This window comes from Halotia branconii CENA392 (assembly GCF_029953635.1).
Classification (GTDB): Bacteria; Cyanobacteriota; Cyanobacteriia; order Cyanobacteriales; family Nostocaceae; genus Halotia; species Halotia branconii.
This window is the reverse complement of the sequence record NZ_CP124543.1, coordinates 2,632,579-2,657,571: the sequence shown is the minus strand read 5'-3', so window position 1 is coordinate 2,657,571 and position 24,993 is coordinate 2,632,579. Positions and strand designations below refer to the sequence as shown.

General features: G+C 40.5%; 16 protein-coding genes and 1 pseudogene. 7 read left to right on the top strand and 10 right to left on the bottom strand.

From position 1 onward, the window contains the following. Positions 1 to 330 precede the first annotated feature (330 nt). From QI031_RS11600 to QI031_RS11590, 3 genes are all read left to right on the top strand, one after another. Positions 331 to 2,619, top strand: coding sequence for a protein phosphatase 2C domain-containing protein (locus QI031_RS11600; protein WP_281485309.1), 2,289 nt, complete (start codon positions 331 to 333; stop codon positions 2,617 to 2,619). 100 nt (positions 2,620 to 2,719) lie between these two features. Next, the gene (locus QI031_RS11595) at positions 2,720 to 4,300 is read left to right on the top strand and encodes a CHAT domain-containing protein (RefSeq protein WP_281485308.1); all 1,581 of its coding nucleotides are present in this window, start codon (positions 2,720 to 2,722) and stop codon (positions 4,298 to 4,300) included. Positions 4,301 to 4,477: 177 nt separating this feature from the next. Continuing rightward, complete coding sequence (locus QI031_RS11590; RefSeq protein WP_281485307.1) at positions 4,478 to 5,128, top strand: hypothetical protein; 651 nt, start codon at positions 4,478 to 4,480, stop codon at positions 5,126 to 5,128. A gap of 310 nt (positions 5,129 to 5,438) precedes the next feature. Here QI031_RS11590 and QI031_RS11585 read toward each other — a convergent pair whose 3' ends face one another. After that, on the bottom strand, positions 5,439 to 6,818 hold the full coding sequence (locus tag QI031_RS11585; RefSeq protein ID WP_281485306.1) for a PrsW family glutamic-type intramembrane protease: 1,380 nt from the start codon (positions 6,816 to 6,818) through the stop codon (positions 5,439 to 5,441). A 688-nt stretch (positions 6,819 to 7,506) separates the two neighbouring features. Here QI031_RS11585 and QI031_RS11580 point away from each other — a divergent pair. After that, positions 7,507 to 8,181, top strand: coding sequence for a helix-turn-helix domain-containing protein (locus tag QI031_RS11580; RefSeq protein ID WP_281485305.1), 675 nt, complete (start codon positions 7,507 to 7,509; stop codon positions 8,179 to 8,181). A 338-nt stretch (positions 8,182 to 8,519) separates the two neighbouring features. Here QI031_RS11580 and QI031_RS11575 read toward each other — a convergent pair whose 3' ends face one another. From QI031_RS11575 to QI031_RS11555, 5 genes are all read right to left on the bottom strand, one after another. Next, positions 8,520 to 8,972, bottom strand: a complete 453-nt coding sequence (locus tag QI031_RS11575) for a nitrate reductase associated protein (RefSeq protein ID WP_281485304.1) — start codon at positions 8,970 to 8,972, stop codon at positions 8,520 to 8,522. A gap of 48 nt (positions 8,973 to 9,020) precedes the next feature. After that, positions 9,021 to 9,476, bottom strand: a complete 456-nt coding sequence (locus QI031_RS11570) for a phosphate-starvation-inducible PsiE family protein (protein ID WP_281485303.1) — start codon at positions 9,474 to 9,476, stop codon at positions 9,021 to 9,023. Between the two features lie 163 nt (positions 9,477 to 9,639). After that, positions 9,640 to 11,853: a molybdopterin oxidoreductase family protein gene (locus tag QI031_RS11565; protein ID WP_281485302.1), complete on the bottom strand. Its 2,214-nt coding sequence runs from the start codon at positions 11,851 to 11,853 to the stop codon at positions 9,640 to 9,642. Positions 11,854 to 12,003: 150 nt separating this feature from the next. After that, entirely contained in the window at positions 12,004 to 13,524 is a 1,521-nt protein-coding gene (locus QI031_RS11560; protein WP_281485301.1) for an MFS transporter, read from the bottom strand. A 220-nt stretch (positions 13,525 to 13,744) separates the two neighbouring features. Next, positions 13,745 to 15,307, bottom strand: coding sequence for a ferredoxin--nitrite reductase (locus tag QI031_RS11555; RefSeq protein WP_281485300.1), 1,563 nt, complete (start codon positions 15,305 to 15,307; stop codon positions 13,745 to 13,747). A gap of 348 nt (positions 15,308 to 15,655) precedes the next feature. Here QI031_RS11555 and QI031_RS11550 point away from each other — a divergent pair, with 348 nt between their 5' ends. Continuing rightward, positions 15,656 to 16,105 carry a QcrA and Rieske domain-containing protein gene (locus QI031_RS11550; RefSeq protein ID WP_281485299.1) on the top strand — a complete coding sequence of 150 codons (450 nt, stop codon included), beginning with the start codon at positions 15,656 to 15,658 and terminating at the stop codon, positions 16,103 to 16,105. An 8-nt stretch (positions 16,106 to 16,113) separates the two neighbouring features. Next, positions 16,114 to 17,397 (top strand): HEAT repeat domain-containing protein, encoded by a 1,284-nt coding sequence (locus tag QI031_RS11545; RefSeq protein WP_281485298.1) that lies wholly within the window; start codon positions 16,114 to 16,116, stop codon positions 17,395 to 17,397. A gap of 180 nt (positions 17,398 to 17,577) precedes the next feature. Here the strand turns inward: QI031_RS11545 and QI031_RS11540 are convergent, their stop codons facing one another. Next, positions 17,578 to 19,002, bottom strand: coding sequence for an LCP family protein (locus QI031_RS11540; protein WP_281485297.1), 1,425 nt, complete (start codon positions 19,000 to 19,002; stop codon positions 17,578 to 17,580). Between the two features lie 294 nt (positions 19,003 to 19,296). Then, positions 19,297 to 19,767: a hypothetical protein gene (locus QI031_RS11535; protein ID WP_281485296.1), complete on the bottom strand. Its 471-nt coding sequence runs from the start codon at positions 19,765 to 19,767 to the stop codon at positions 19,297 to 19,299. 108 nt (positions 19,768 to 19,875) lie between these two features. Between QI031_RS11535 and QI031_RS11530 the strand changes: the two genes are divergently transcribed. Then, on the top strand, positions 19,876 to 21,054 hold the full coding sequence (locus QI031_RS11530) for an AI-2E family transporter (protein ID WP_281485295.1): 1,179 nt from the start codon (positions 19,876 to 19,878) through the stop codon (positions 21,052 to 21,054). A gap of 271 nt (positions 21,055 to 21,325) precedes the next feature. On the opposite strand, the pseudogene QI031_RS11525 reads toward QI031_RS11530, so the two are convergent. Then, positions 21,326 to 22,658, bottom strand: a pseudogene (locus tag QI031_RS11525) (serpin family protein). A 651-nt stretch (positions 22,659 to 23,309) separates the two neighbouring features. Continuing rightward, positions 23,310 to 24,905 carry a S8 family serine peptidase gene (locus QI031_RS11520; RefSeq protein ID WP_281485294.1) on the bottom strand — a complete coding sequence of 532 codons (1,596 nt, stop codon included), beginning with the start codon at positions 24,903 to 24,905 and terminating at the stop codon, positions 23,310 to 23,312. Positions 24,906 to 24,993: the final 88 nt, after the last annotated feature.

The window sequence follows — 24,993 nt, the reverse complement described above, 5'->3', positions numbered from 1 at the left end:
GCATAATCTGGCTCTTGGTGGTGAGCTAATTTATTAAAAACAAACAGTTATAGAAGCACCTGGGTTATGCTTTGGTGACAGGGTTAGAGTTAGTGGTTGATGATGGAGAGTCACAGAGCTAGAGAAGCTATCATGAGGCTGTAGGGTTGACTAAGGAGTATGTTATTTGCATAAGTAAATAAGTCAAGTATTAGCATCTGCTGGTGTCTACCAGCTAAAATCACGCTCCCAAACAAACCAGATGCGTCGAGTTCCAAAAACATCAGCGGTCTAGATTGCCGCTGTCACCACTGTTGAAGAAATTGCCAATCGCTGATCACTGCGAACACTATGGAAAATGATGCGGCAACGCTCTACTGCCCCAATGAACTTTGTCAGGCTACCAACCCCCTGACTCATAAGTTTTGTCAGCGATGCTCCACACCCCTGCCTAAACGTTACCTCTGGGCTGTTGGAGATGGTCTGAGTCTGGGTAGCCCTGGCGAAATATTAGCCGATCGCTATTTAGTCATCAATAAATCTGTTGTTTTAGATACTAAACCTGGGTTAGTTCCTCAAGCGCCTGAGCTAGAAAATTTGCCTGAGATCAAAGCTTATTTAAGGTTAATTCCTTATCGCTTAAATGTACCGCAGGTATATGGAGTAATTCCTCTAACTGATGGTAGTTCTCAAAGAGAAATCTTGCTGCTAGAAAAACCGCCATTGTTAGCAGATCATGCAGTTCCAAAAGTAAACCTATGTAGTCAGTTAACTACTGCTTGGCGCGAAGCTTCATCAATGCGTCAACTCAATTGGCTATGGCAGATAGCTCATCTTTGGCAACCTTTCGTGAGTGAAGGTGTCGCATCTAGCTTAATAGAACCCCATGTGTTGCGAGTAGAAGGGTCTTTGGTTCGCTTACTACATTTGTGTTTTGATTCTTCAACAGAACCAGATTTAACTTTTTTAGGTAACTTTTGGCAACAATTACTGCCTGAGGCTAAACCAGCTATAGCTGGATTTGTCAACCAAGTTAGCAGTTTTCTAATTGACGGAGAAATTAGTTCGCCTGAAGTCCTGATTGCGGTTTTAGATCAGGGATTAGCAGAATTAGGGCGATCGCAAACACCCAAGCTGAAAATTATCACCAAAACTGATACTGGTCCCAGTCGCCAACGTAACGAAGACGCTTGTTACCCACCTAGTGGCACACTTGTAAGCAAACCCCCACAGGCCACAGGTTTAGCCATTGTCTGCGATGGTATTGGCGGACATGAAGGAGGTAATGTCGCCTCTAATTTAGCGATTGAGACAATCCAGCAACAAGTACAGCAACTAACAAAGGTTCCTTATGATCATATAGAACCCTCCTTGCTGTTAGCTGACTTAGATCAAGCTGTAGCAGTCGCTAACGATAAAATTAGCCAACGTAACGACAGCGAAAATCGCCAAGGTCGTCAACGCATGGGTACAACCTTGGTGATGGCTTTGCCTATAGGCAGCGAAATGTATATTACCCATGTTGGCGATAGTCGTGCCTACTGGATTACACGCCACGGTTGTTATCAAGTTACTCTTGATGATGATGTTGCCTCTCGTGAAGTCCGGCTGGGCTATGCTATTTATCGGGAGGCTGTAGAACAAAGTGGGTCAGGCTCTCTCGTCCAAGCTTTAGGAATGAGTCCCAGTAATTCACTACATCCCACTTCCCAGAGATTTATTCTCGATGAAGATGCTATTTTCTTGCTTACATCCGATGGACTGAGTGATTTTGATCGGGTAGAGGATTACTGGGAAACAGAAATTTTACCAATTTTGCTTGGGGAAAATGATGTAGTCAATGTTGCTGATAAGTTAATAGAAATTGCTAACACTAAAAACGGACATGATAATGTCACCATTGCCTTAGTTAATTATCAACTGCGCTACTTTGAACCAGATTTAAACTTAAAAGCAGTCATTCCAGATATTTCTGCTATCACAGCTGCCAATGCTGCATCACAAGACACAGCAGCAACAAAATTACCAAGCAACCCCAACCAGAAAGCCAAAGTAGTTCCCGAAAGTAACACAGCTGCAAGTCCTAAATTGCCGTTAACTTTGATCGTGTTGTTAATATTAGTTGTAGTGGCAGGTTCACTAGGATACTTGGTAATGCGATTGCGATCGCCATCAGGAAGGGGTCAAGTTTTTTCTAATCCAGTGGCAACCTTGCAACCAACTATCTCCGATTCACCTCAAGGGCGATCATTTGATAACCTTGCTCCCGGATGGTTGATTAGAACTAATCAACAAATTACTTTAGATCAACAAAGTTTCCTCTCAGGCAGTGTTTTGAAAGTGATTGAGACAAAACCTAATCTTCCAAATGCTGCTGGTAATTCATTGGTGCAGTTACAGCTTTGCTTTGCTCCAGGTACGCCAAATCAACCAGTAACAGTTAACAAGCTAGTAGCTGCCGTATCTCCACGCAAAGTAGAGCCAACAGTGCAGGTCGAATTATCTTTACTCAAACGCTTAAATATCTCTGTATTGCAATCAGATGATAGTTGTAATACTGTTCCCCAACCTCTAAATAGCCAATCTCCTGTACCAAATGCCCAAAAAGATCCTAATCCATCTGAGTTAGATAGTCGATAAACTGGTAAAAACCTGAAATAATACACACAAGGTATAAGTTTTCCTAGGGGAAAATTATTATTGTCAATTATTTGTTTTTACCTCTTAGTTTCATGAATCCATGCCATCCCTGAACCTGGCGATCGCCCGTCTGATCAACACTGGCACAGATAACTTCGCTATTTGGGTGGTTAAAGCTCCCTATCCCAGTGGTTATGTTTTGCATGACTGTGTATGGCCTGTTGAACTCACCCAAGTTTGGCAAGAATGGCAACAGATGTTTACTGGTCATAGTGGCTTAGATATTTCTAGAAGCTCAACTCAACAGCCAGGAAATCCACTGCCGATCAATTTGGTTTCACTTCCTCTAGGACAAGGCTCTGGTTACAGTAGTCGTCTCATGCAATACATGGGAATGAATTTATGGCGTTGGGTATTTGATGGGCCAATTCTGGGTAGTTTAGAACGCAGTCGTGGTATGGCTATGGGTCAGCATACGCGTTTGCGTTTTCGCCTAGAAATTCGTGACCCAGATCTGATTGCCTTACCTTGGGAAATTATGCAAAGAGAGCCTGGTAAGTCGGCCATGTCTCTCTCACAAGATTTGCTATTTAGCCGTACCACAAGCGAAGTTGAACCCCTGCCGTATTTGCGAACCGATCAGGCTTTAAACATCTTGCTGGTTTTAGGACATGATGAGAATTTGCAGTTAACACAAGAAGCAGCCATCTTAGAACAAACTCTCTTAAATAACAATTCTGTGGGTAACAATTATCAAGTATATGCACCTTGTACAGTGAAAACGCTGCTGCAACCAACCCCACAAGAATTGATTCAGGAACTCGAAACTAAGGCATACAACGTCTTTTTTTATGCTGGTCACGGTTTACCAAACCCAGATGGCGGCTTATTATTTTTGCGTCCTAGCATGACCTTGAATGGCATAGAATTAGCACAAGTATTAATTCGCAGTGGTTTGAAACTGGCAGTTTTCAATGCTTGTTGGGGAGCGCAACCAGCCGCGATTAATCACCAAGCGATTCTTGCCAGTAGTTTAGCAGAAGTCTTAATCCGTCATGGTGTGCCTGCTGTTTTAGGAATGCGTGATGAAATTGCCGATCACGAAAGCCATAGTTTTATTCAAGTGTTTGCCAAAGCTTTGCGATCGCGTAAACCCATTGATGAAGCAGTGGCGGAAGCTAGGCAAGAACTGTTAACAATATATAAGTTCAATCAACCTGCTTGGACTTTACCTGTTCTTTACCTGCATCCTGATTTTGATGGTGAACTCATTAAAAGCTTTGATGAAGGTATTACCGAACTACCTGATACTGCTATCCCCAATCTTAATTCTCCGGTTACTAGAGCTTGTTTGCGATCGCTTTTACCGGGAGGCAAAATCTGGTTTTTGCGCTCTGGTGTCACCCGCATCGGCCGCACGAAAGATAATGATATTGTCATCCCCGAACCTTCAGTTTCTAAGCGTCATGCCGAAATTTTATGCCGGAATACCCTCACAGGCGCTACTCCGGTGCGAACTTATTATCTACAAGATTTTTCTACTTACGGCACAACTTGGTGTTTAGGCCTTAATGGTTGGCAACAAATCCTTCGTGAGGAAGTTCCCTTAGAGTCAGGAATGCAATTAAAGTTTGGAAGTTCTAGAGGTGAAACTTGGGAATTTATTATTGAAGATTCCTAGGCTAAAGTATTGAATGAACAAATAGGTAAGGAAAAATTATGTCCGTTAAATTACTTACATCAGCACGAGCCTAAAAGACTTATTTTTCTCGTTATCAAAAATCGACTTTTTTACGGAAACTTAATTACGACAGGTGTAGCTGTCAATAACGTTAACTAATTTACTAGGAGACAACAAATGATTAATAAAATCAACAATTCCGACAACACTTTCTATTCTTTCCCATCTTTGGTGGAATTAGAACTGTTAGAAGCGTTACTAGAACCAGAAGATGCTACTTATCCTTGGAATCCTGCTGATGATGAATCTGAAGAATATTTTGCTGAACTAGAACAGCAGTTGGGAATGCAAGACTTACTTGATGAAGAACTAACTACACAATCGCAAAATTTTTATGAGCAACTGGATACACTTTGGTCGGAAGTTGAAACTTCTTCACATTACAAGTGTAATACAGGTTGTGCAGGTATAGACAGTCTTCAAGAATCTTTACAGACAGCTTTTGTTGCAAATGTACCTCAAGGTTGGTTGAATGCGATCGCCCAGAAAGCCACTGACATTTTTGCATCTCAACAATCTATAGGTGAGCAATTAGTGCAGTGCGTTCAAGCTGTCATGCCTACATGGGAATCTGAGGATTTGTTTGTTTTAGCTCGCCCTTTTGCATATAGTATGCGTAGCAGTGAACCGCAAAACCTCAAATCTATTATTAGTAATATTGAAAATCGAGACTGGACAAATTTATCAGAAATCGAGCAAGCCAAGATTAGTATTGCGATCGCTTACTACGTTTTAAAACAATTAGATAACTTGCAGCCCGAAGTCTAACTTTTATTTTTTATCTGTGTCGTCTCTTTTTAATTTAGTTAAATTTCAGTGGCAATTAGTTTTGCTTGCAGTAGTACTTGTATTGTGAGTTCTGCAAATTTATTATTTTTAGGTAAAGACACCCTATAATAATCTAACCATAGATTGATCGCGAAACTAGCGCCATCTATCTTAAGACATAAAAGAGAATGTTAGTTTCGCTAAGACTGATATAGTTGGGTAGAAGCAACTGGCTATTTCAACAAAAGGTTTTCTCAACTTTAGAGAACTCTAAAAAAGTTTATGCAGATTTTAGTTTTCTCATTTTCACCTATTTAGGGCCAAGGAAGCGGGTAGCGAAATTTTGCGATCGCGTTGGTGACAATGCCCGTGCTTTGAGAATTGCTGCCATCAAAAAGGCATAAGATAACACTCCAACTACCACCAATAGTAAAGCATTGATAGATCCTGTAGCGTTCCATAAAGCGTGGAGGGCAGCAGCACTGAGATAGCCAACGGCGAGAATTTGCCAACTCCGCCGGGGCTTAAGAACAGCTAACCCAATAAAATACCCCAAATAGCCGCTGTAAGCCATGTGTCCTGCCACGGAACCGAGAATACGTGGTATTAGCAGTTGCAAACCTACCAGTTGACCAACAGCCCCCACGCCTACTTGTTGAGCAACATTGTTAGTTATCTCTGGTACATATTGTCCCAACGTTTCCAATAAAGTGAAGCCTACAGCCGAAGCTGTTCCTAAGAGAATGCCATCTAAAGGCTCCCAAACACCGATGCGTTCTCGCCAAGGAGAGGGTAAGCTATTGCCGATGAAATATGCCCCAATTATAGGCAAAGCCTTGAGTAATTCTTCCATCAACCCAGCCCCAAAAAACATTCGCACCAGCAGTTCTGTGAAGGTGATAGATTCGTTAGATGAGGGTAAGCTACCAGGCAAAACACTACGAAATACAAAGATAAATAGATCTAATACAGGACTGAGCAAAATCATTGCTGTACCCAAGGCTGCACCTATTAGCACCCACCAAGGTTTTTGTTTACCGCAAAGTTGATAAACAAAATAGTAGGCAGCAAATGCTATGTAAATCGCTACAATTATTTGATTAGCTTGGGGGCGACCTACAGTAGCAAACATCAGCACCACAAATACTACAGTCAGCATTCCTGGTACAAGGTAAGCTTTGCGAGTTAAATCTTTGCCAGTGGAAATAATTGGAAATAGTTGAGTGAAGCTGACCGAATCTGGAGGCTTTAAATAGGTGTGGTTTTGATAGTTTCTTGCTGAAGGCAAGGCTGCGCTTTGGTTGCTTAATACAGTAGCTTGAGAGATAGATTCATGTTCAAAAATAAATTGTGGCCCATCAGCACCTAAAGAAATGCGATCGCCTGCGTGTAATTCCTGACATCCATACAAGCGTTGCCCATTTAAATAAGTGCCATTAGCGCTATTTAAATCACAAAGTAGCCAGCTAAATTTGCTATCTGGAGATGAAGAAAGAGGACGAACCACGGCATGACGACGAGATACCATCCGATACGTCATGGCATCTAAGACAACTTGGCAACTGGGGTCGCGTCCAATTACTACCTCTTTACTGGTAAATAGCGAGTAGCGAGATTCCGTTCCCAAAGCTACTCCGTTACCAGACACCAGCCGCAGAAATGCGTTATGTCTTGCGTTTTTGCCTATCATCGAGTTAGAGTGTCTTCCCAAACTAATTCATAAGATACTTTTGGCAGTAGGACTTGACCTTAGCCACACCAAGAGCAGAATTGCTAAATACACTATAGCTTTACTCTTGGTAAAGAAATTCAAATTTCACTGATTCAAAATTTAAAATTGTTTAACCTAATTTTGGTAAGTATTCTGGCTATGGAGAGTCTTTTTTGTGTCTAATTTATCAAATATGTTAATTTAGATTACCTCAACAACGCGCTATTGACATTTTACTGCAAATTAAATGCATCGCAATTGATTAAATATTTAGTAGTTTTTGCCACATTATTTAATGTCATTTAAACAATATAAAATTGCTAATAGATTAAAGTTATTTTGCCATTTTTGTAATCAAGCAAAAAGTATTCAGTTTTAGATTACCTCGCAAGCGATCGCTCCTGCGGTGTTCAAGCGCACATTTAACCAACTAGGCTTGCCTAATTTTATCGTCCACTGACAACTCCAGAATAGTTACCCGTTTACAGTGGCATCAGGAAATATAAGATATGCTGTTGTCGCATTCAATTACTGAAACAAAAGTTAACAATGTCTTCGTTCTTGCTGGTATCTTAAATGTGCAGAAAAACTGCTCACTTAGCCCATCTACTCTTTTGCATTTGATACATTAAAGAACAATCTGGCTTATAAACGAACAATAATAGCTATGGATGGTTTACCAAATGATAGGTTAACAAAGAAAGCTTATGGACGCATATTAAAAAATGTGCGGAATTTAAAACATTGCTCACAAGAGAAATTAGCTGAAGCGTGTTTTTCATGTCGGAGAACAATAGTAGATATTGAAACCGGAAAAATCGCCCCTAATCCCTCTCTGAGAGTTGAGTTTGCTAAAGTTTTATCTAACCCTATACTTGAATACTTTCCACAATATTCTATTGGACAATTTTCACAGCGATTGAAAATTAGATTTCAGCATGAAAAATCCGCAAGCAAATATTTTTTAAATGTTATTAATCAAAAAGATTTAGATAGTTTTCAAGAGGTCTTCTATCTTTATAAAATGGCATCACATCAAAAGGATAATGTGCTAATGCTCCTTTTGGATGAGTATCTTCATACGCGCATCATGAATGCCCATCCTGACGAAACTATAAGAATTTTAGTCGAACGATATAGACAAGATTATATAGAATTTTTCAAAATTTGGATTCCCCAACTTAATTTCAACATATCACTTGGACAAAATCCAATCCACTTGAATATATTTAAAGCTATCCTTGAGCAAAACCAGTCTAAATTAACTGAAGCTATTCACTTGCACTTAATTAACTCTCTCAATGATATTGAGCGAATTATAAATGCGCTCTTATCTGATTGATGTTTTTTAACTAAGGCTGCACTATATCTATTATATTTGTGCAGATTTACTTCTCATATACTGAATTTTTAAACGCGGCTTTATAGAATTAAAGAAAGTAAATCTTATCAAGAGTGATAATGAAAAATCAAAATTCACCAAAAGGTTGGGATAGAAAAATCCACTACTTTTTACTGTTCGTACAAATTATGTTTTACTTAGTGGCAACATCAAACTACTGTTTGCAAATTAAAAGCAATCTAAAAAGTGATGATTCTACAGTAATACAGTCTCAGAAGGCATTTTAACTCTCAAATTGGATGCACTCTCTATGGTTTTTTAGTCCCGTCGAACTCGCGTTAAAGTAGATGAAATTCTGCTAGGGCTAAAGGAAAGTTTTTATTTTCATGTCCAGGACGGCTGAGTTTAATCAGAGCAAAACGCTGTAAGGGATTTAAAGCTTGCCATTGTTGCAGTGTCAGGTTAACACCTATTTCTTGGGCTTTTTTTTGAAGACTTACTGGTATAGTGCTAGAGTTCATCCATGCAGGATAATATTCAATAGGTAACTTTGAAGCTGGTGTGCCTGTGCGTTCTAAAATTAGCTGTTGAAGATATTCTTGGTAAAGTTTAACTTCTACTTCTGTAGTGCAAGGTAATTCAACTAAAGTTTCGTGTTCAGCCTGAGTCATTTGATTCCAGTCAGACAATTTTAGTTTAATGCCGCAGGTATCAAGTTTATAGCGGACGTGCATAGGTATACAACGCAGAGAATTGACAAAATCTGCTTCAAATTTAAAAAAGTTTGTCATACTTTTTATTCAAAATTATATTCGTATATTTATACGTGAATTTAGAGATTAGCGTGCATGTCCTGAATTACTACGAATTATTAAATAACTAATTGATAAAGCCAAAATGGCAATGCCTAATCCAATTATATCTATGCCAGTAACTTTTTCTAAGTCAAGAATAATAATTTTTCGAGCTACGGCAATTAAAGAAGTAACAATAACTAACTCAACTTGAAAAACGTGTTTTCGCAAATAGGCTGTAATATTTTCTAAAATCTCTAAAGCAATTAGAATATTTAAAAATAAACCAAATATCTGAAATAAAGTTTTGTTGAATTTACCATAGGGCGTATCAAATAATTCTCTAATTAAAAAAACAGCTAAATCTCCAATTGCAACTATAATTACCAAAACCATCAAAATTGATAAAACCTTAGAAACTATGACTTCAACATTTTCAATAGCGTGCATAAAGTTTTCATCTTTGGTAGCTCCTAAGATTGTTTTAATTAATTTTCTCATCTAATGTACCCTGGTTTTAACGAAACAAGAAATTAGTAATGAAACAGATATAATAAGTAACTACCAATAATTAATGGTGATGATTGAAAAATCTAATCATCACCATTGACTATCGGCTATTAATTTAATTACCAATTTCTTGTTTAAGGATATAACAAGCAGATCACCATTGCGAGAACTGGAGTTGATAATTTTTGATGGGAACTTCTACAGACACTGGAATCAGTTGTACTGCACAGGCTTTCAATTCTGGTTGCAGAGAATCAGGGCAAGATTCGGGATGGGTTAGGGTGTTGGCTTCGGCATCTTTTGCCCACAGCGCCCCCCAGTGCATAGGGACAAATACTGTACCAGGGGCGATCGCCTTCGTCACTTTTGCGGGAAAATTAGCATTACCTCGACGCGATCGCACTTGTACTAATTGGTTATCGATAATTCCTAAATTAGCAGCATCACGGGAATGAATTTCGATAAATGGCTCTGGGTGCATCGAGCGAATTTTTTCAATCCGGCCAGTACGTGTCTGAGTGTGCCAATGTCCGTAAAGTCGCCCAGTAGTTAATACAAAAGGATAATTAGGATCAGGTGGTTCTGCTAATCCTTTCGAGTAATAAGCTCCAAATCGAGCGCGTCCGTCAGAAGTGGGAAAACGTAAATCTGTATAAAGACGCTTTGTTTCTCCCCCTGCTTTTTGGTCACTGAGCGTAGCCGAAGTGCTGCTCTCTTCGGGACATGGCCATTGAGTTGCACCTTGAGATTGTAACAGTTCATGACTGATACCCGTCATGTTACAGGGGCGATCGCTTGTTAATTGAACAAACTCGGCATAAACCTCAGCCGAGTTAGCAAAGGCAAATTCTTTGGTAAAGCCCAGCCTACGTCCCACTTCTGCAAAAATTTCCCAATCTGCTTTGGCTTCTCTTGGCGGTTGGCGGAAAGCTTGACACAAAGTTACCATCCTTTCGGAATTTGTCATCACGCCAGTTTTTTCACCCCACTGAGCAGCAGGGAGCAGAACATGAGCATAAGCTGAGGTTTCTGTGGGATAATAAGCATCTTGGTAGATCGTAAAAGGCGATCGCAATAACGCCTTTTTAGTCCGTTCTAAATCTGGCATACTCACAGCTGGATTAGTAGCAGCAATCCACAGTAACCCGACATCGCCAGTTTCTAACCCAGTAATCATATCCCAAGCAGTTAAGCCCGGATTGGGAGAAATTTGACCGCGCTCTAATCCCCAAAAATCCTCAATTTCGGCGCGGTGCTGAGGATTTGTCACCACCCGATAGCCGGGTAATAAATGTGCCAAACCTCCGGCTTCTCTTCCTCCCATCGCGTTCGGCTGACCTGTGAGAGAAAAAGGGCCGGCTCCTGGTTTACCAACTTGTCCTGTCATCAAATGCAGATTAATGATAGTCCTAACTTTAGCTGTACCTTCTGATGATTGATTTACACCCATTGACCACAGCGATAGTACCCGTTGCGATTCCCCCCAATAGCGGGCTGCTGTTTCTAAATCTTCAATGCTGATCTCACATTGACGAGCTACTACTTCTGGGGAATAGTGGCGAATCACCTCAGCATAAGCAGGAAAATTGCTAGTACAGTCGTCAATAAACAGCGGATCAATGTAACCCCAGTGCATTAATAAATGGGCGATGCCATTTAACAAGTCGATATCAGTACCAGGACGAATCGCTAAATGTAGGTCAGCGGCTTCGGCGGTCGGTGTGCGACGGGGATCGACCACAATCATTTTGACTTTGCGGTTTTTTCGGTGGTATTTCTCTAGTCGATTGAAAACTATAGGATGACATTCAGCAGTATTCGTACCAATTAAAAACGCACAATCAGTTAACTCCAAATCTTCGTAGCAGCAGGGCGGCCCATCAGAACCAAAGCTTTGAATGTAGCCAGCCACAGCACTAGACATACATAAACGCGAGTTGGCATCAAAATTATTAGTTCCTAGACAGCCTTTGAAAAGTTTTTGGGCAATGTAATAGTCTTCGGTTTGAAACTGACCAGAGCCATACACACATAAGGCTTCTGCCCCTTGGGTACAGCGCACTGTTTGAATTTGCTTAGTGATCAAATCAAAGGCTTCATCCCAACTAACACGCCGGAACTCTTGATCTAAAGAATCCCGTACCATTGGGTAATGTAATCTGTTTTTATCTAAAGATTCTGCGATCGTTGCACCCTTGACACAAACCATACCCTGACTGGATGGATGGGCTTTGTTCCCCCGCACGCGCCAAATCGGATTTCCTTTGCTATCTCGATTGGTAGCTTTGTTAGGTTGTGCTGGAGGTGAAACCTCTAAACCGCAGCCAACACCGCAGTATGGACAAAGGGTTTTGGTAAATTCAGTCATAAATCAAAATAGACCGCCGATAAACGCCGATAAACAGGTTTTATTAATGCAGTAAATTAGTTTAGTTAGTTATGGTGTTCAGATCCCCGACTTCTTGAAGAAGTCGGGGATCTCGCAGCCCCGCAAAATCCCTTGAACTTGCCTCTATTTTTATTCTTCGGTTATGAAAGGAAATGCTTCTGCTGAATCCATTGCCAATTCTGGTTCTTCACCCTCATGATGTTCAGCAAATGAGCCTTTAGGTTCTTTGAGGAAGAACCAGCAAAGAAATGTAACAATCAAGGCGCTAATTCCTAAAGTCTGAAAGAAGATTCTGTTACCGATATCACCTTCAGGTAACAAACTAAAGAGAGTCAGATAAGCCACAGCCCCCACGTTGCCATAAGCACCGACGTTACCAGCAATCTGACCTGTAACTCGTCGTCTAATTAAAGGTACGATCGCAAAGGTTGAACCTTCCCCGGCTTGAACGAAAAATGAGCAAGCCATAGTTAACAAAATTGCTATGGGTAGCCACCAATTACTGTTAACACCACCCATCAGTAGATAGCCGATACCGATACCACCTGTCAGTACGGTCATTGTCCATCGGCGGCTGCCTAAAGTATCAGAAATCCAGCCTCCACCAGGACGAGCTAACAAGTTCATAAATGCATAGCTAGCTGCAATCATCCCTGCCAAAACTTTACTCAAGGTGAAGGTTGATTCAAAAAATGCTGGGAGCATGGAAACAACTGCCAGCTCCGAACCAAAATTCACGAAGTAAGTTAGTTCTAATAAAGCCACCTGAGAAAATTCGTAGCGTTCTTTAGGGGGATATTGCTTCTTACCTGTCATCAAATCCCGATTGACATCCCAGCATTTGTAGGCTTGAAAAACATACAGACCAACTAACAAAAGGTAAACAATAAATAGTTGAGTCTGATTTAATAAACCAAAATTACTAATACGCCATGCTAGTAGAGCTAATATGCCAACGAGGGGAATATTCATCAACATCAGCAACCAAAAGCTTCTTTTACTGGTGACTTCTATGCCGCCGTGGCGATTGGGTTTTTGATAAACTTTGCCAGAAGGAGTATCTTGGGCGTTGACCAAATAAATAAATCCGTAAATAGCAGCGACAATTCCAGTCAATGCGATCGCTAATCGCCAGTTAATTTGACCAGCAGCTACAAAGGCAGTCACCGCAGCTAAAGAAGGTAAAGTAAAAGCGGCCGCCGCCGAACCAAAATTACCCCAACCGCCATAGATACCCTCAGCGATACCAATTTCTTTCGGTGGAAACCATTCGGCAACCATGCGGATACCAATTACAAAACCAGCACCTACAATGCTTAATGCTAGACGGCTAATTACCAATTGACTGAAGTTTTGTGCCATTGCAAAGGCAATACAGGGAATGGCAGCATAGATCAGCAGCATTGAGTAGGTAATGCGTGGCCCATATTTATCTAACACCATGCCAATAATGATGCGAGCTGGCACAGTCAGGGCAACATTACAAATAGCAATAGTTCTGATTTGTCCTGGACTTAGACTGAAAGTTTCTTGAATTGCTGTAGAAAAAGGGGCAAAGTTAAACCAAACTACAAATGAAAGAAAAAACGCAAACCACGTTAAATGCAAAATGCGGTAACGCCCACGAAATGAAAATAATCCTTGCAGCATGAAGCCTTCCTTACTAAAAAATCAAAAAATTGCATAGAGAAATCTGTGGGCAATGATGCGATCGCCCTGATTGGATATTAAAAAACTCTTGGTGTTGCTGAGTGGAAATATTGATTAGTCTCACGCAAAGGCGCAAAGACGCAAAGGTTAAGAGTTTTTTATTTTGAATTTTTCAAGTTCATACCTCGATTCAGTAACGCCAAAAAAAATTTTCTCTTCCCTAATTCCTAACTGTGACTACTTCTCGCAAGCGTGCGCCGAAGTTTTCAATCAGTAGTTGTCGCAATACTGATTGCAAGTCTTCGCAAGGAATGCCTTTAGTAACACAGGTTCCTAAATGAGCGTCTTTACCAACTTTGCCACCCATGTAGATATCTACACCTTCTACGGTTTTGCCATCTTTGCGAGTTTTAGTTCCCATTAAACCGATGTCTGCAACTTGCGGCTGTCCGCAGGAGTTCGGGCAACCAGTCCAATGAATGCGGACTGGAGAAGTGAGGATTAACTCGGCTTCTAAAGCTTTAATCATTGCTAGGGCGCGGTTTTTGGTTTCAATCAGGGCAAAATTACAAAATTGTGCGCCTGTGCAAGAAACGAGCGATCGCGTCAATAAATCAGGATTAGTTGAAAATCTTTCTAAAAGATTCTCTGTTAAAAATGTTGCTAAACGTGAGTCAGGAATGTTGGGGATAATAATATTTTGTTCAACAGTCAGGCGAATTTCACTAGTGCCGTAAACTTCTGCCAGACTGGCAATTTCAAACATATCCTCGGCATATAACCGACCAACAGGAATGTGCAAGCCTACGTAATTTAATCCTGATTGTTTTTGTTTATATACCCCTATATGATCGCGTTTTTCCCAGTCAATTTCATCTTTTGCAGCTGCGGGTAATAATGACTTACCCAAACGTTCTTCAACTTGGGAACGAAACTTTTCTAAACCCCATTCCTCTATTAGCCACATCAGGCGGGATTTTTGCCGATTCGCACGTAAGCCGTGGTCACGATAAACTTCTAAAACCGCTCTACATACAGCTACCACATCTTCTGGAGACACCCAAGCATTAAGAGGAATTGCCGCCTCACAGCGTTTGGCTGAGAAAAAGCCACCAACTAAAACATTAAAACCGAAGACTTTATTTTCTTCTTTAAAGGCTGGAACAAAGGCTAAATCGTTAATTTCCGCATGAACTGAATTGTCTCGTCCACCAGCGATCGCAATGTTAAACTTGCGAGGTAGGTTGGTAAATTCTGGATTACCTTCTCCTTTGTTAGTCAACATATCCTGAATTTGTTGTACTAACTCTCGTGTGTCATACAACTCATCCGCATCTAACCCCGCCACAGGATCACCTGTGATATTGCGGACATTATCCATCCCCGACTGGACGCTGGTTAATCCAACTGTGTGAAATCGATTCAAGATATCTGGTAAATCTTCAATTCTAATTCCCCGCAATTGGATATTTTGTCTTGTTGTAATATCAGCACTACCGTCATCACCATAACGCTGCACCACTGACGCTAAAACACGTATCTGATTACTATTAAGAACACCATTAGGTATCCGCATCCGCATCATAAATTTGCCTGGAGTCACTGGGCGAAAAAACACACCCATCCACTTCAGTCGATGATCGCGGTCTGTTTCATCTATTGCTTCCCAGCCTAAAGAGGCAAATTTTTCTATCTCCCCCTTGACGGCGAGTCCATCTTTTTCAGCTTTGAATTTCTCGAACTTATTTAGGCTGGTTTTAGTAGTAGTTCCTGTATCTGTCATAATCTAACTAAATAATTCGTAATTCGTAATTCGTAATTTTAAGAGGGACAGAGCAACCACTAATTGCAACTACGAATTACTAAATTACATTGACTATCCCAAGCTAAAGGTGATTTCGTAATTAATTTAGAGGAAAGTTGAAATTTTTTGCATTTGCAAGACTTATCAAAAGGACTTAGTTACTGTTTATGTAACAATTTCGATACTTGCCAGATTAAGGTGATTTTTTTGATAGAATCGTATAAATAGCTACAAAATTTTAGTAAAAATGCTGAATATGTATCAATTTAATGCGTTTTACGCATAGTATAAAAAATTAGTTACAGCTTACACATAATTTCATTAGCCATGAAACGTCGTGATTTTATCAATTGGGTAGGTTTGGGTTGGATAGCTAGCAGCCTACCTGTGGCAATTGCTGCCTGTTCTTCTCAAACAAGCACACCTACATCTTCAGCAACTACCACACCAACATCTTCAACATCTGGAAATTGGCAAACAGTAGGCACTTCAGCAGAATTAGATAAAACTGGTCAATTGCTGAATAAAAACTCGCCTGTTGGGCCTGTTTTAGTAGTTGGTACATCTAAAACTGCCAATCTCATTGCTGTTAACCCTACTTGTACTCATAAAGGATGTACGGTAGGGTGGGAACCGTCAACAAAAACATTCTTATGTCCCTGTCACGAATCTGAATTTGAGGCTGACGGTAAAGTGCAGAAAGGCCCAGCTTCTAAACCCTTGACAACTTACACCGCCAAAATTGAGGGCAATTCAGTTGTAGTTAAGCAAACCTAAATTCAAAATTGGTGAATAATCTCAAGCAGCTTTTAGTGCAAGCACAAGCAGCACATGATGTAGCTGATTGGTCATTGCTAGTTCAATATTTACAGCAGTTGATTCTGGCAGAAGACTCTGCAAATCCAGAACAACTGCTAGAATTAGCAATTTCGATTTTAGAAAAAGGAGATTTTCAAGAACGTTGGGAAATTGCTAAAGTATTGACTCGTTTAGGAAATATTGCCATTTTGCCATTAATTGAAATCTTAGAAGATGAAGAGGCAGAAGTAGAATTGCGTTGGTATGCAGCGCGGACTTTAGGCGAATTTCAACATCCAGATGCGATCAGTTCTTTGGTGGATTTGCTAAAAACCAGTGAGGATGAAGAACTCAAAATGATCGCCGCCGCAGCATTAGGACAAATGGGTTCTGTTGCTATTACTCAACTTGCCGAACTTTTAACACAAGAAAATACCAGACTTGTGGCAGTGCGATCGCTTGCTTATATCCACAGCAGAGAAATTATCACACCTCTGTTGAGTGTAGTACAAGATGACCAAGCAGAAGTACGCGCCACAGCATTAGAAGCCCTCAGCAGTTTTCATGATCAACGTGTACCACCAGTATTATTAAATGCCTTGAATGATACATCTGCCATAGTCAGACGTACAGCAGTTTTGGGTTTAGGTTTTCGCCCTGATTTATGTACAGAATTAGATTTAGTGACAGAACTGCAACCAAGACTTCATGACTTGAATCTTGAGATTTGTTGTGCAGCGGCGATTGCCCTTTCTCGAATGCGTTGCGACGAAGCTACCAAGCATTTATTTGAGATATTGGTATCACCCCATACACCACAACTGCTACAACTAGAATCCATCCGTGCTTTGATTTGGGTAGAAACACTATCTGGTTTGAAATATTTACAAAAAGCCCTTGATCAAAGTACGTCACAGACGGTTTGGCAAGAAATTGTTACAGTTTTGGGGCGAGTACAAAAACCGCAGTTAACCACACCAGCCGCAGAAATTTTAATGCATGTACTGCGATCGCAGCATCCAGCCATCAAAATTGCCAATATTAAAAGTGCGATTGCCCTGTCTTTAGGGCAGTTAGGCAATATACAGGCAATTAAGCCATTAATTTTGTTACTAGCAGATCCAAATCAAGTAGTGAGACTACACGCGATCGCAGCACTGAAAAAACTGGATGAAAAAGTCGCCCATCAACAATTGCAAGACTTGACAAATGACCCCACACTTAGATCAGAATTGCAACAAGGAATAGCGATCGCCCTAACAGAATGGTAAACTCTCTCTTCCCCATGCCCCATACTTCGACTACGCGGTAGTTGAATCTCGACTACGCGGCAGTTGAGCGTAGTCGAAACTCGATTGCCGCGCAGCGCTGCACTGACTTGTACTGAGCGTAGTCGAAGTAGCCTGTCGAAGTGTCGAAACTCAGTACAAGTGTCCCATGCCCCATGCCCTTTACCGAGACTCAAAAAAGATATCTTTTTGTTGTAACCAATCTTTACCTACTTGAATACTGATATCCGAGTCGAGATTGCCAGTGCTTTCTACGCGTACATCTCCAAATCCTAAAGAATTGCGGATTGATTCAGCACTTTCACCATCTCCTTGCTGAGCAATAATATTAGTAACTTCTAAAGGTTCACTCCAAGGTTTAGATATATAAACATTACGATAGCCAGCTCTTTCTAAGGCTCTCAGCAAGGGTCGCAGTTGAGAGCGATCGCTACCTGTGCTATCTTGAATAGCTACCCGTAAAGAACCTGGGTCAGTAAAATGTGGTATTTCGCTGGATGATTCTACAGATTCTAAGCCAAAATATTGAGTCATGAGTTTGGCAATACCACGTCTGCTGGGTAGCCAATAGCTAGCATCATACTCGTTCTTTTCGCTAAAGCGACCTGGCAGCATTAACATTTGCATATTTGAGCGATTAGTTCGCACTCCAAAACCCACTAATGCCACTAATTCCTCAACTGTTAAATTGGTATCAATGTGTTCTTTAACTACATTAAGAATTTTAGGTAATTGAGCCACAGTTACGGGGTTAAGGGTCTGATCCATCAAAGCCCGCAGTACCATTTGCTGGCGCTGAATCCGCCCAATATCTCCTAATGCATCATGGCGAAAACGTAATAATTGTAGTGCCTGATCACCATTGAGGTGCTGCTTACCAGCCTTCAAATTAATATATAGATGCTGGGAATCATCTTGGTATTTCATGTCTTTGGGTATATAGACTGTCACCCCACCCAAAGCATCAATTAGTTTGCCTACTCCCAAAACGTTGATTCGGACATAGCGATCAATTCCTACTCCGCCCAACAAATTACTGACTGTTTTAGCAGTCAAAGCTGGCCCGCCTTCTAGATTGGCAGCATTAATCTTTCTTGTACCATGCCCTTCAATTTCTATGCGGGTATCTCTGGGAATAGAAAGCATGGCTACTTTTTTTGTCTCTGGATCAAATTTGAGCAAAAGCATCACATCCGAAAGACCATCAAAAGAGTTGACCTGGGGTAAATATTTCAGGTCTTTGGTTTCAGCAGGAGGATTTTGAATATCTGGTGGTAGTACACTCATCCCCATAACTAAGAGATTGACGGGGCGAGTTAATTCCGAAAATCGCAAGCCACCACCAGAAATGCGATCGCCATCAAAAACTGCTTCGTCTTTAGCACTTAGCTGGGCTTGCTGCAACGGTGTACTAGTCAAAGAAACAGCTAACAGCGCCCCTGCTGTTGCTGATACCATTGCAATACCACTCATACCCACCCAAAACCAAAGCCAACGTGCTGATTTTGAGGTCGGAGAATTTTTGTCTTTGGAATTGGGAGTATTTGACAACTGGTTTCCTTCCACCGAAGTTCTTTGAATGGTCACAGATTTCCTCACACTTAACTGAATCAAATTCGGTAAATTTGCAGACTAAAAATAAGATGCAGACAAATTAACTCATAATAGTTAACTTTTAATGAATTTGGCTGAGTTGTTCACTATTGTTTCAACTACAACACTTTTAGCAGCATTTCCCCATTATTTGTGGCAAATTTGGAGATGTTGTCTTGCAGTATGACAACAATAAGGCAATTTGACCAGATCTAGTAGTAGATAATCTGTTATTTATAAGCATTTAAGTAAGAATACTAATCTAGCGATCGCTTGTAGAAATTAAGGTCAGTATTTACCCAGTATACGCTCGGCAAAATTGCTAAAACCCGGTAAACGACTAGATTTACCCTGAATAATGCGAAACATCAACCAGACACTCACTAAAAAATAACTAGATGTGAGAAAGCTATTGAGAATTAATAAACGCAATGTGAAAAATGCTGAATTTTCTGCACCAGTTGCTAACAAAAAGTAACCCAACAACCAAGTAAATGCCAGAGTAATAGACAGACGACTCACGATTAGTTGTTCCCGACTACCTTGATGGCGATAGAGAGTCCACAAAGATGGAAAAAATCCAATTACTGGAATTAAATACAACAGTAATTGTCTTTTTGATGTAGCTGTATTTTGACTGGATCTTAAAAATTCGGGATGGGTAAAATTATCTCCTATTGCCTTATTTTCTGCGTCTTCTTGTTCTTTTGTCTCCATTTCACTACTGCCTATATTGCCAATTGATTCAAAATTGTCCATTGGGATGAGTCTAATCCTAAACTAGAGGGATGAAATTTGGTGATGTAGTTAGAGATAATAAGCTGTAAACCAAGATTTAACTTAGTTCTATCCCGCAATCGGCTAAAGATGCAGACACGCAAGCTAGTCAACTGGTGGCAAACACTCACACCAATAGCTCAAATCGGGGCGATCGCTTTATGCGCTCCACTATTAGTTCTCAATGGCTGGGCTGTTTCGGCAATTTTTCATTATTTTCACTCTCTAATAGTCATTTTAGTCGGAGCCTCAGTTCTAGCATTTCTGCTCAACTACCCTGTTACCTGGATGGAGCGTCAGGGTGGAAGACGAGAGCAAGTCGCTATTCTAGTCTTTTTGTTAGCTTTATCGGTTTTATTGGCGCTGGGTGTAACTCTGTTTCCCTTAGCCCTTACCCAAGCTCAGCAATTGGTGGCTCGTTTACCTGAATTGATTGACTCTGGACGCTCTCAGTTAATGATGTTAAACGAAAAAGCAGAAATTGCTGGCTTACCAATTAATCTTGATGCGTTGGTGGTGCAAATTAACGATCGCGTCAAGGGACAACTACAAGCGATCGCTGGACAAGTTTTAAATCTAGCTGTTGTCACATTCACAAGCTTGCTAGATTTTCTGTTGACGATGGTTTTGACTTTTTATCTTTTACAGCATGGAGGTGAACTCTGGCAGAGTTTAGTAGAATGGCTTCCTACTAGATTTCGCGCCCCTTTCTCTCAAACAGTACGTCTGAGCTTTCAAAACTTTTTCATCACCCAGCTGATTTTGTCTATTTGCATGGCATCAGCGCTCATTCCCACTTTTTTATGGCTGAAAGTGCCATTTGGCTTGTTATTTGGCTTAACTATCGGCATTATGGCCTTGGTTCCTTTTGGTGGCTCTGTGGGTATAACTCTCACTACTTTATTAGTGGCACTGCAAGATTTTTGGATGGGAACCAGAGTTTTATTAGCAGCCGTTATTGTCCAGCAAATTTTAGAAAACATTATTGCCCCTCGTATTTTAGGTAGTTTTACTGGCTTAAATCCAGTTTGGATACTCATTTCTGTGTTGACAGGAGCCAGAATAGGGGGACTTTTAGGTGTGATTGTGGCTGTACCAACTGCTGTAATTATTAAAACTGCATTAACTGCTTTACGTCCTCAAAAGTTAACTAATGAAGCAGACGAGAGCATGGCCACTGAAGAGATAACTACACCCGTTAAATCAGAAGAATCTGCCAAAGCTGAAGCCAAAAAGAATATGAATGTTTCGGAACCAACGTTACCTTAAGCAAGTTCAAAATCAATCTTCGTTCGTAGTCAGGACTAAAGTCCTGATTTTAGAGATTATTGGATAGAAACGAACCGCATAGACGCGTCAGCGGCTTCCCGCAGGGTAGGACGCAAAGCACACAAAGAAAAGGTATACAGCGTTTCTCGGTTGGGTATAGTACGTCTTTTAAGAAGAGAGGGGCTAGGGACTAGGGATTAGAGACTAAGGAAATGTACCTCATCCACATGAAATTTGCTGTAAGAGTTCCTGAAAGTTTTTGTGTAACTTTCTACTGAGGCTCTACTATTGCACCCATAAATAAAATGCTCCCTGTTTGATTATCTCTAATTGCACAAAAGAAGGGGCGATCAACAATCATCCGAAATGGTTCTGGTTTTTGTCTTAAAGATGTCGTCACTACTCCTACCGCCGTAGCTGCTGCTGCTTCCGTACCTTCTTCATTCACTTCAACAAAAGTTTTATGCTGAACTTGGCTAAGGCTTAAATTTTTACCGATGCCGGAAAAATTGGCTTTGTTAGTAAAAGCTTCCTCCATACCCAAAGCTTTTAGCGCGTCATTGAGTGTAACGTTGTAGTCGGTTTGAAAACGGGGTAAACGAATAAAGCCTTCCTGCTTCTTAAATTGAGACATCCATTTTTCCCAGTTCTCAAAATTTAAGTTTTGGTAGAATGCCTTGAGATTCGAGTTTTTTTGCGGCAAAAAGATATAGAAGCTGATTTTGCCATCTTTGCCATAAGGTAAACTAATTGCCTGAAATTGCTCGTTTTCGTAGTATTTGTAGTCACCCTTCTGCGACATCATTGGGTGCTGCTTCTGCTTACCAGATATAGGATAGAAGGGATATTCAGCAGTTTGACCTCGATCAAATTCGTTGCTCCATTTCCCTTTGAAATATATGGCGTTAATCAGAAATAGCACTTGTTCGGGTGGAATCGTTTCAACTATTTTGTTGATTTTACCTTGTGTACTCTCATTAACCCAGTTATTGATGGTGCTGGGAGCTGTAGCATTTTGAAAGTCTAAATTTGTCACCTTTGCTTCATAGAAATCCTGGGTTTTCTGGAGAAAGTCTGGCTGTAAGCTAGTATTTTTGTTCGCCCACAGCGAGTTAGCAATTGTCAGTTGCACTTTTTCATCAGGATTTTCTAGCAGTTTTTTTAATGCTGTATAAGCAGAGTTGATGTCTTGGAGATTCATACCCTGAAATTGCAGGGTTTTAGCCATTGCCTGTTGAGTGGAGCCACTAGCACCGTTGTAAGCTATGGTAAGGGCGATCGCTACACTCGCAGGTGAAACAAAAATGTTCTTTTGACTACTATCTTTTTTGATAATTTCTGAATACAGCTTGAAGCCAAATTGATTATTAGCATTCACAAGCTTTGTATCAGGGGTCATTTTTTTTTTGTAACGGAGACTCCGAGCGAGGTGGTTCAGATTTCACTAGCGCATTCGTACTCGCGCTGTTATTGATCTGAGAACATCCTAATACGCCTAATAAAACAACACTAGCTGCTGCTAAAACGTAACGTCTTCCTAGACTCACACCATAACGTCTTTGCAAAAAGTTTTCTCTTACACCACTCAACTTTTGCCGATTCATTCTGTCACCTCGCTTACAAAACGTTTTTAGCTATTTGTAAAGTTTGACGCTAATTGATGTGTCAATTGTTAAATATTGCCTTGATTACAGCAAAAATATTCGATGGTTACAGTTTTGGTAACAGTCAGCAGTTGGAAGTAATAAAAGGGAACTGATGCAGGTTAGTGATTCCGGCTTATTAAAGCTAATTTGTGAAGTGATTTGATTGGGAATAATGTCTAAAGTTTTGAGTAAATGTATTGTAAACTACGTATTGCTTAAATGAGCAAGTATTTTATGTTAATAACCATAAATAAATCTAATGTTTGTTTAATACATTTTGTGCTTGTTAAGTTTTTTGGTTGTGTGCAATACACTCTTAATCGGAAAAATAGATTAAGGACTAAGGTCTGTTTTTAAGCGCAAAATAGATTTTATTGTAGGTAGATTGTAGGTTGGGTTGACGTAAGGAAACCCAACATTTGCGTTGTTTTGTTGGGGTTCGCTGTGCTTAAACGCCACTTTCTTCAACGGGGGGAACCCACGCACAGAAATCGCTCCCAACCTAATTGTTGTATATGCACATAATAACGAGAAGAGTATGTAGGGTGAAACCCCATATTTAAACAGTACGAAATATACCTTACTAAAACGAGAAACGCCATATTTACTTCAATTAACAGGAACACTCCACCAAGCTAAACCATAAGGTTGAGTTGTTTCGTTGACTTGTTGGCGAAACTGAACCCTGATTTTGTAACTCCCAGTAACAGGAACGGGACAGAAAATATGTTCTGCACTATCAACTGGACTAATTGAAGAACAAACAGTAGCAGCATCAGAATTTTTCGCATCAGTTTTGACTAAATAGAGGTCAAGATTATTCAAACCGCGATCGCGGAAATTTTCGTTAACATCAAATTGTTGATTTTTATTTTTATCGTTTAACTCGACTAACCTATCCCAAGTCAAGGTGACAGCAACAAAACTTCCTTGCTTTAACGGTTTAGCTAATAAATATTCTGCCGAAGTTCCAGCATTAACTGTGCGATAATCCCAACCAATGGCAGGTACAAAAACTGATGGTTGCCATTGACCAGAACTAAATTGCTGATAAGCGCGAAACGCATTTAAATGACCTGTTCCCATTTGGGAATCTAAGGGAATTGTGGCATCTTTGTAAGCATCAGAAGCTAACCAATCTAGGTTTTGTTTATCAATGAGCGTCCGCGTCATTCCCAGCCGTAAACCATCGCCGCTATCTTGAATTTTTTCTGCTGAATTGAGTAATACAGCTTTCATTACTTGATGACGACGACTATCAATGCTCCAATTACGTTGTTTTGTCCGCATCTGTCGGTCGCCAAATTCTTGTAATAAGGCAACAGTAGCGGTAACTTGAGGCGTTGCAAAACTTGTACCTGTGACTTTGTTTAATTTGCCATCTGGATTGAGCAAGGGAATATTATTACCAGGTGCTACTAAACTAATGGCACGTCGTCCATCAAGATTAAACTCCTTACCAGCTAAACGACCACTGACTCCTTGGTTAGCACCCGCTAGATTAGAAACGTCAACTTTATTAAAAATTCCTCCTCGGCGGGATGAAAAAGCCACGTTTATACCGTTAAAATTATCTGTAGGGATAGGAATACCTCCTTTACCTTGGTTGCCTGCGATCGCATACACAACATCATGAAAGCGACTAGACCAGTCAACACACAATGTTAGTAAAGCTTTACCGTCCAAAGTCGCTTCTGGCCGCGGATCACGATTAAGAGATTCACCAAAGCTAAAGTTAATCGCTCGAACATCACCACCATTTTGTGAAGCTATATGCTGTGCTGATATACATTCTTCCGGCTGACCCATGTTTTTTGTAGAACCCACAGCAGACGAATATAGTCTCGCTCCAGGAGCAACTCCAGGTACAGCTTTGTCTTGGCTGACCATAACACCAGCAACATTGTAAGCGTGGGGGTCAACACCGCTATTAGACTTGGCTCGTCCATTACGCAAGAACACACCAGCTAAGGATACAGCACGATTTTTAGACACAGCTTTATCCCAACCAAACATTCCTGGACGACCAATTTCTACCTGACCAATAGCAATCTTACGACCAGTCAAATTGTAAGGAGGTTGGTGTAGTTTTAAAACATCAATGCCGTTAGTTCCTAAGAAACTTTGTAAAGCTGAAGCCAGTACTGGCGCACTTAAACAAGAAGTACTCAATCCCCAAATTATCCAGCTTAGTTTTTTAGTCATTTGATTAGTAGTTAGGAATTAAGAGTTATAGAGTTAAGAGTGAGAAGTTAAGAACTACTATTCTCCTTCATCTATTAACTCTGACAAA

Excerpts from the sequence above, each read along its gene's own strand:
- QI031_RS11600 (WP_281485309.1), top strand. The coding sequence starts at position 331 with ATGGAAAATGATGCGGCAACGCTCTACTGCCCCAATGAACTTTGTCAG.
- QI031_RS11595 (WP_281485308.1), top strand. The coding sequence starts at position 2,720 with ATGCCATCCCTGAACCTGGCGATCGCCCGTCTGATCAACACTGGCACA.
- QI031_RS11590 (WP_281485307.1), top strand. The coding sequence starts at position 4,478 with ATGATTAATAAAATCAACAATTCCGACAACACTTTCTATTCTTTCCCA.
- QI031_RS11585 (WP_281485306.1), bottom strand. The coding sequence starts at position 6,818 with ATGATAGGCAAAAACGCAAGACATAACGCATTTCTGCGGCTGGTGTCT.
- QI031_RS11580 (WP_281485305.1), top strand. The coding sequence starts at position 7,507 with ATGGATGGTTTACCAAATGATAGGTTAACAAAGAAAGCTTATGGACGC.
- QI031_RS11575 (WP_281485304.1), bottom strand. The coding sequence starts at position 8,972 with ATGACAAACTTTTTTAAATTTGAAGCAGATTTTGTCAATTCTCTGCGT.
- QI031_RS11570 (WP_281485303.1), bottom strand. The coding sequence starts at position 9,476 with ATGAGAAAATTAATTAAAACAATCTTAGGAGCTACCAAAGATGAAAAC.
- QI031_RS11565 (WP_281485302.1), bottom strand. The coding sequence starts at position 11,853 with ATGACTGAATTTACCAAAACCCTTTGTCCATACTGCGGTGTTGGCTGC.
- QI031_RS11560 (WP_281485301.1), bottom strand. The coding sequence starts at position 13,524 with ATGCTGCAAGGATTATTTTCATTTCGTGGGCGTTACCGCATTTTGCAT.
- QI031_RS11555 (WP_281485300.1), bottom strand. The coding sequence starts at position 15,307 with ATGACAGATACAGGAACTACTACTAAAACCAGCCTAAATAAGTTCGAG.
- QI031_RS11550 (WP_281485299.1), top strand. The coding sequence starts at position 15,656 with ATGAAACGTCGTGATTTTATCAATTGGGTAGGTTTGGGTTGGATAGCT.
- QI031_RS11535 (WP_281485296.1), bottom strand. The coding sequence starts at position 19,767 with ATGGACAATTTTGAATCAATTGGCAATATAGGCAGTAGTGAAATGGAG.
- QI031_RS11530 (WP_281485295.1), top strand. The coding sequence starts at position 19,876 with ATGCAGACACGCAAGCTAGTCAACTGGTGGCAAACACTCACACCAATA.
- QI031_RS11520 (WP_281485294.1), bottom strand. The coding sequence starts at position 24,905 with ATGACTAAAAAACTAAGCTGGATAATTTGGGGATTGAGTACTTCTTGT.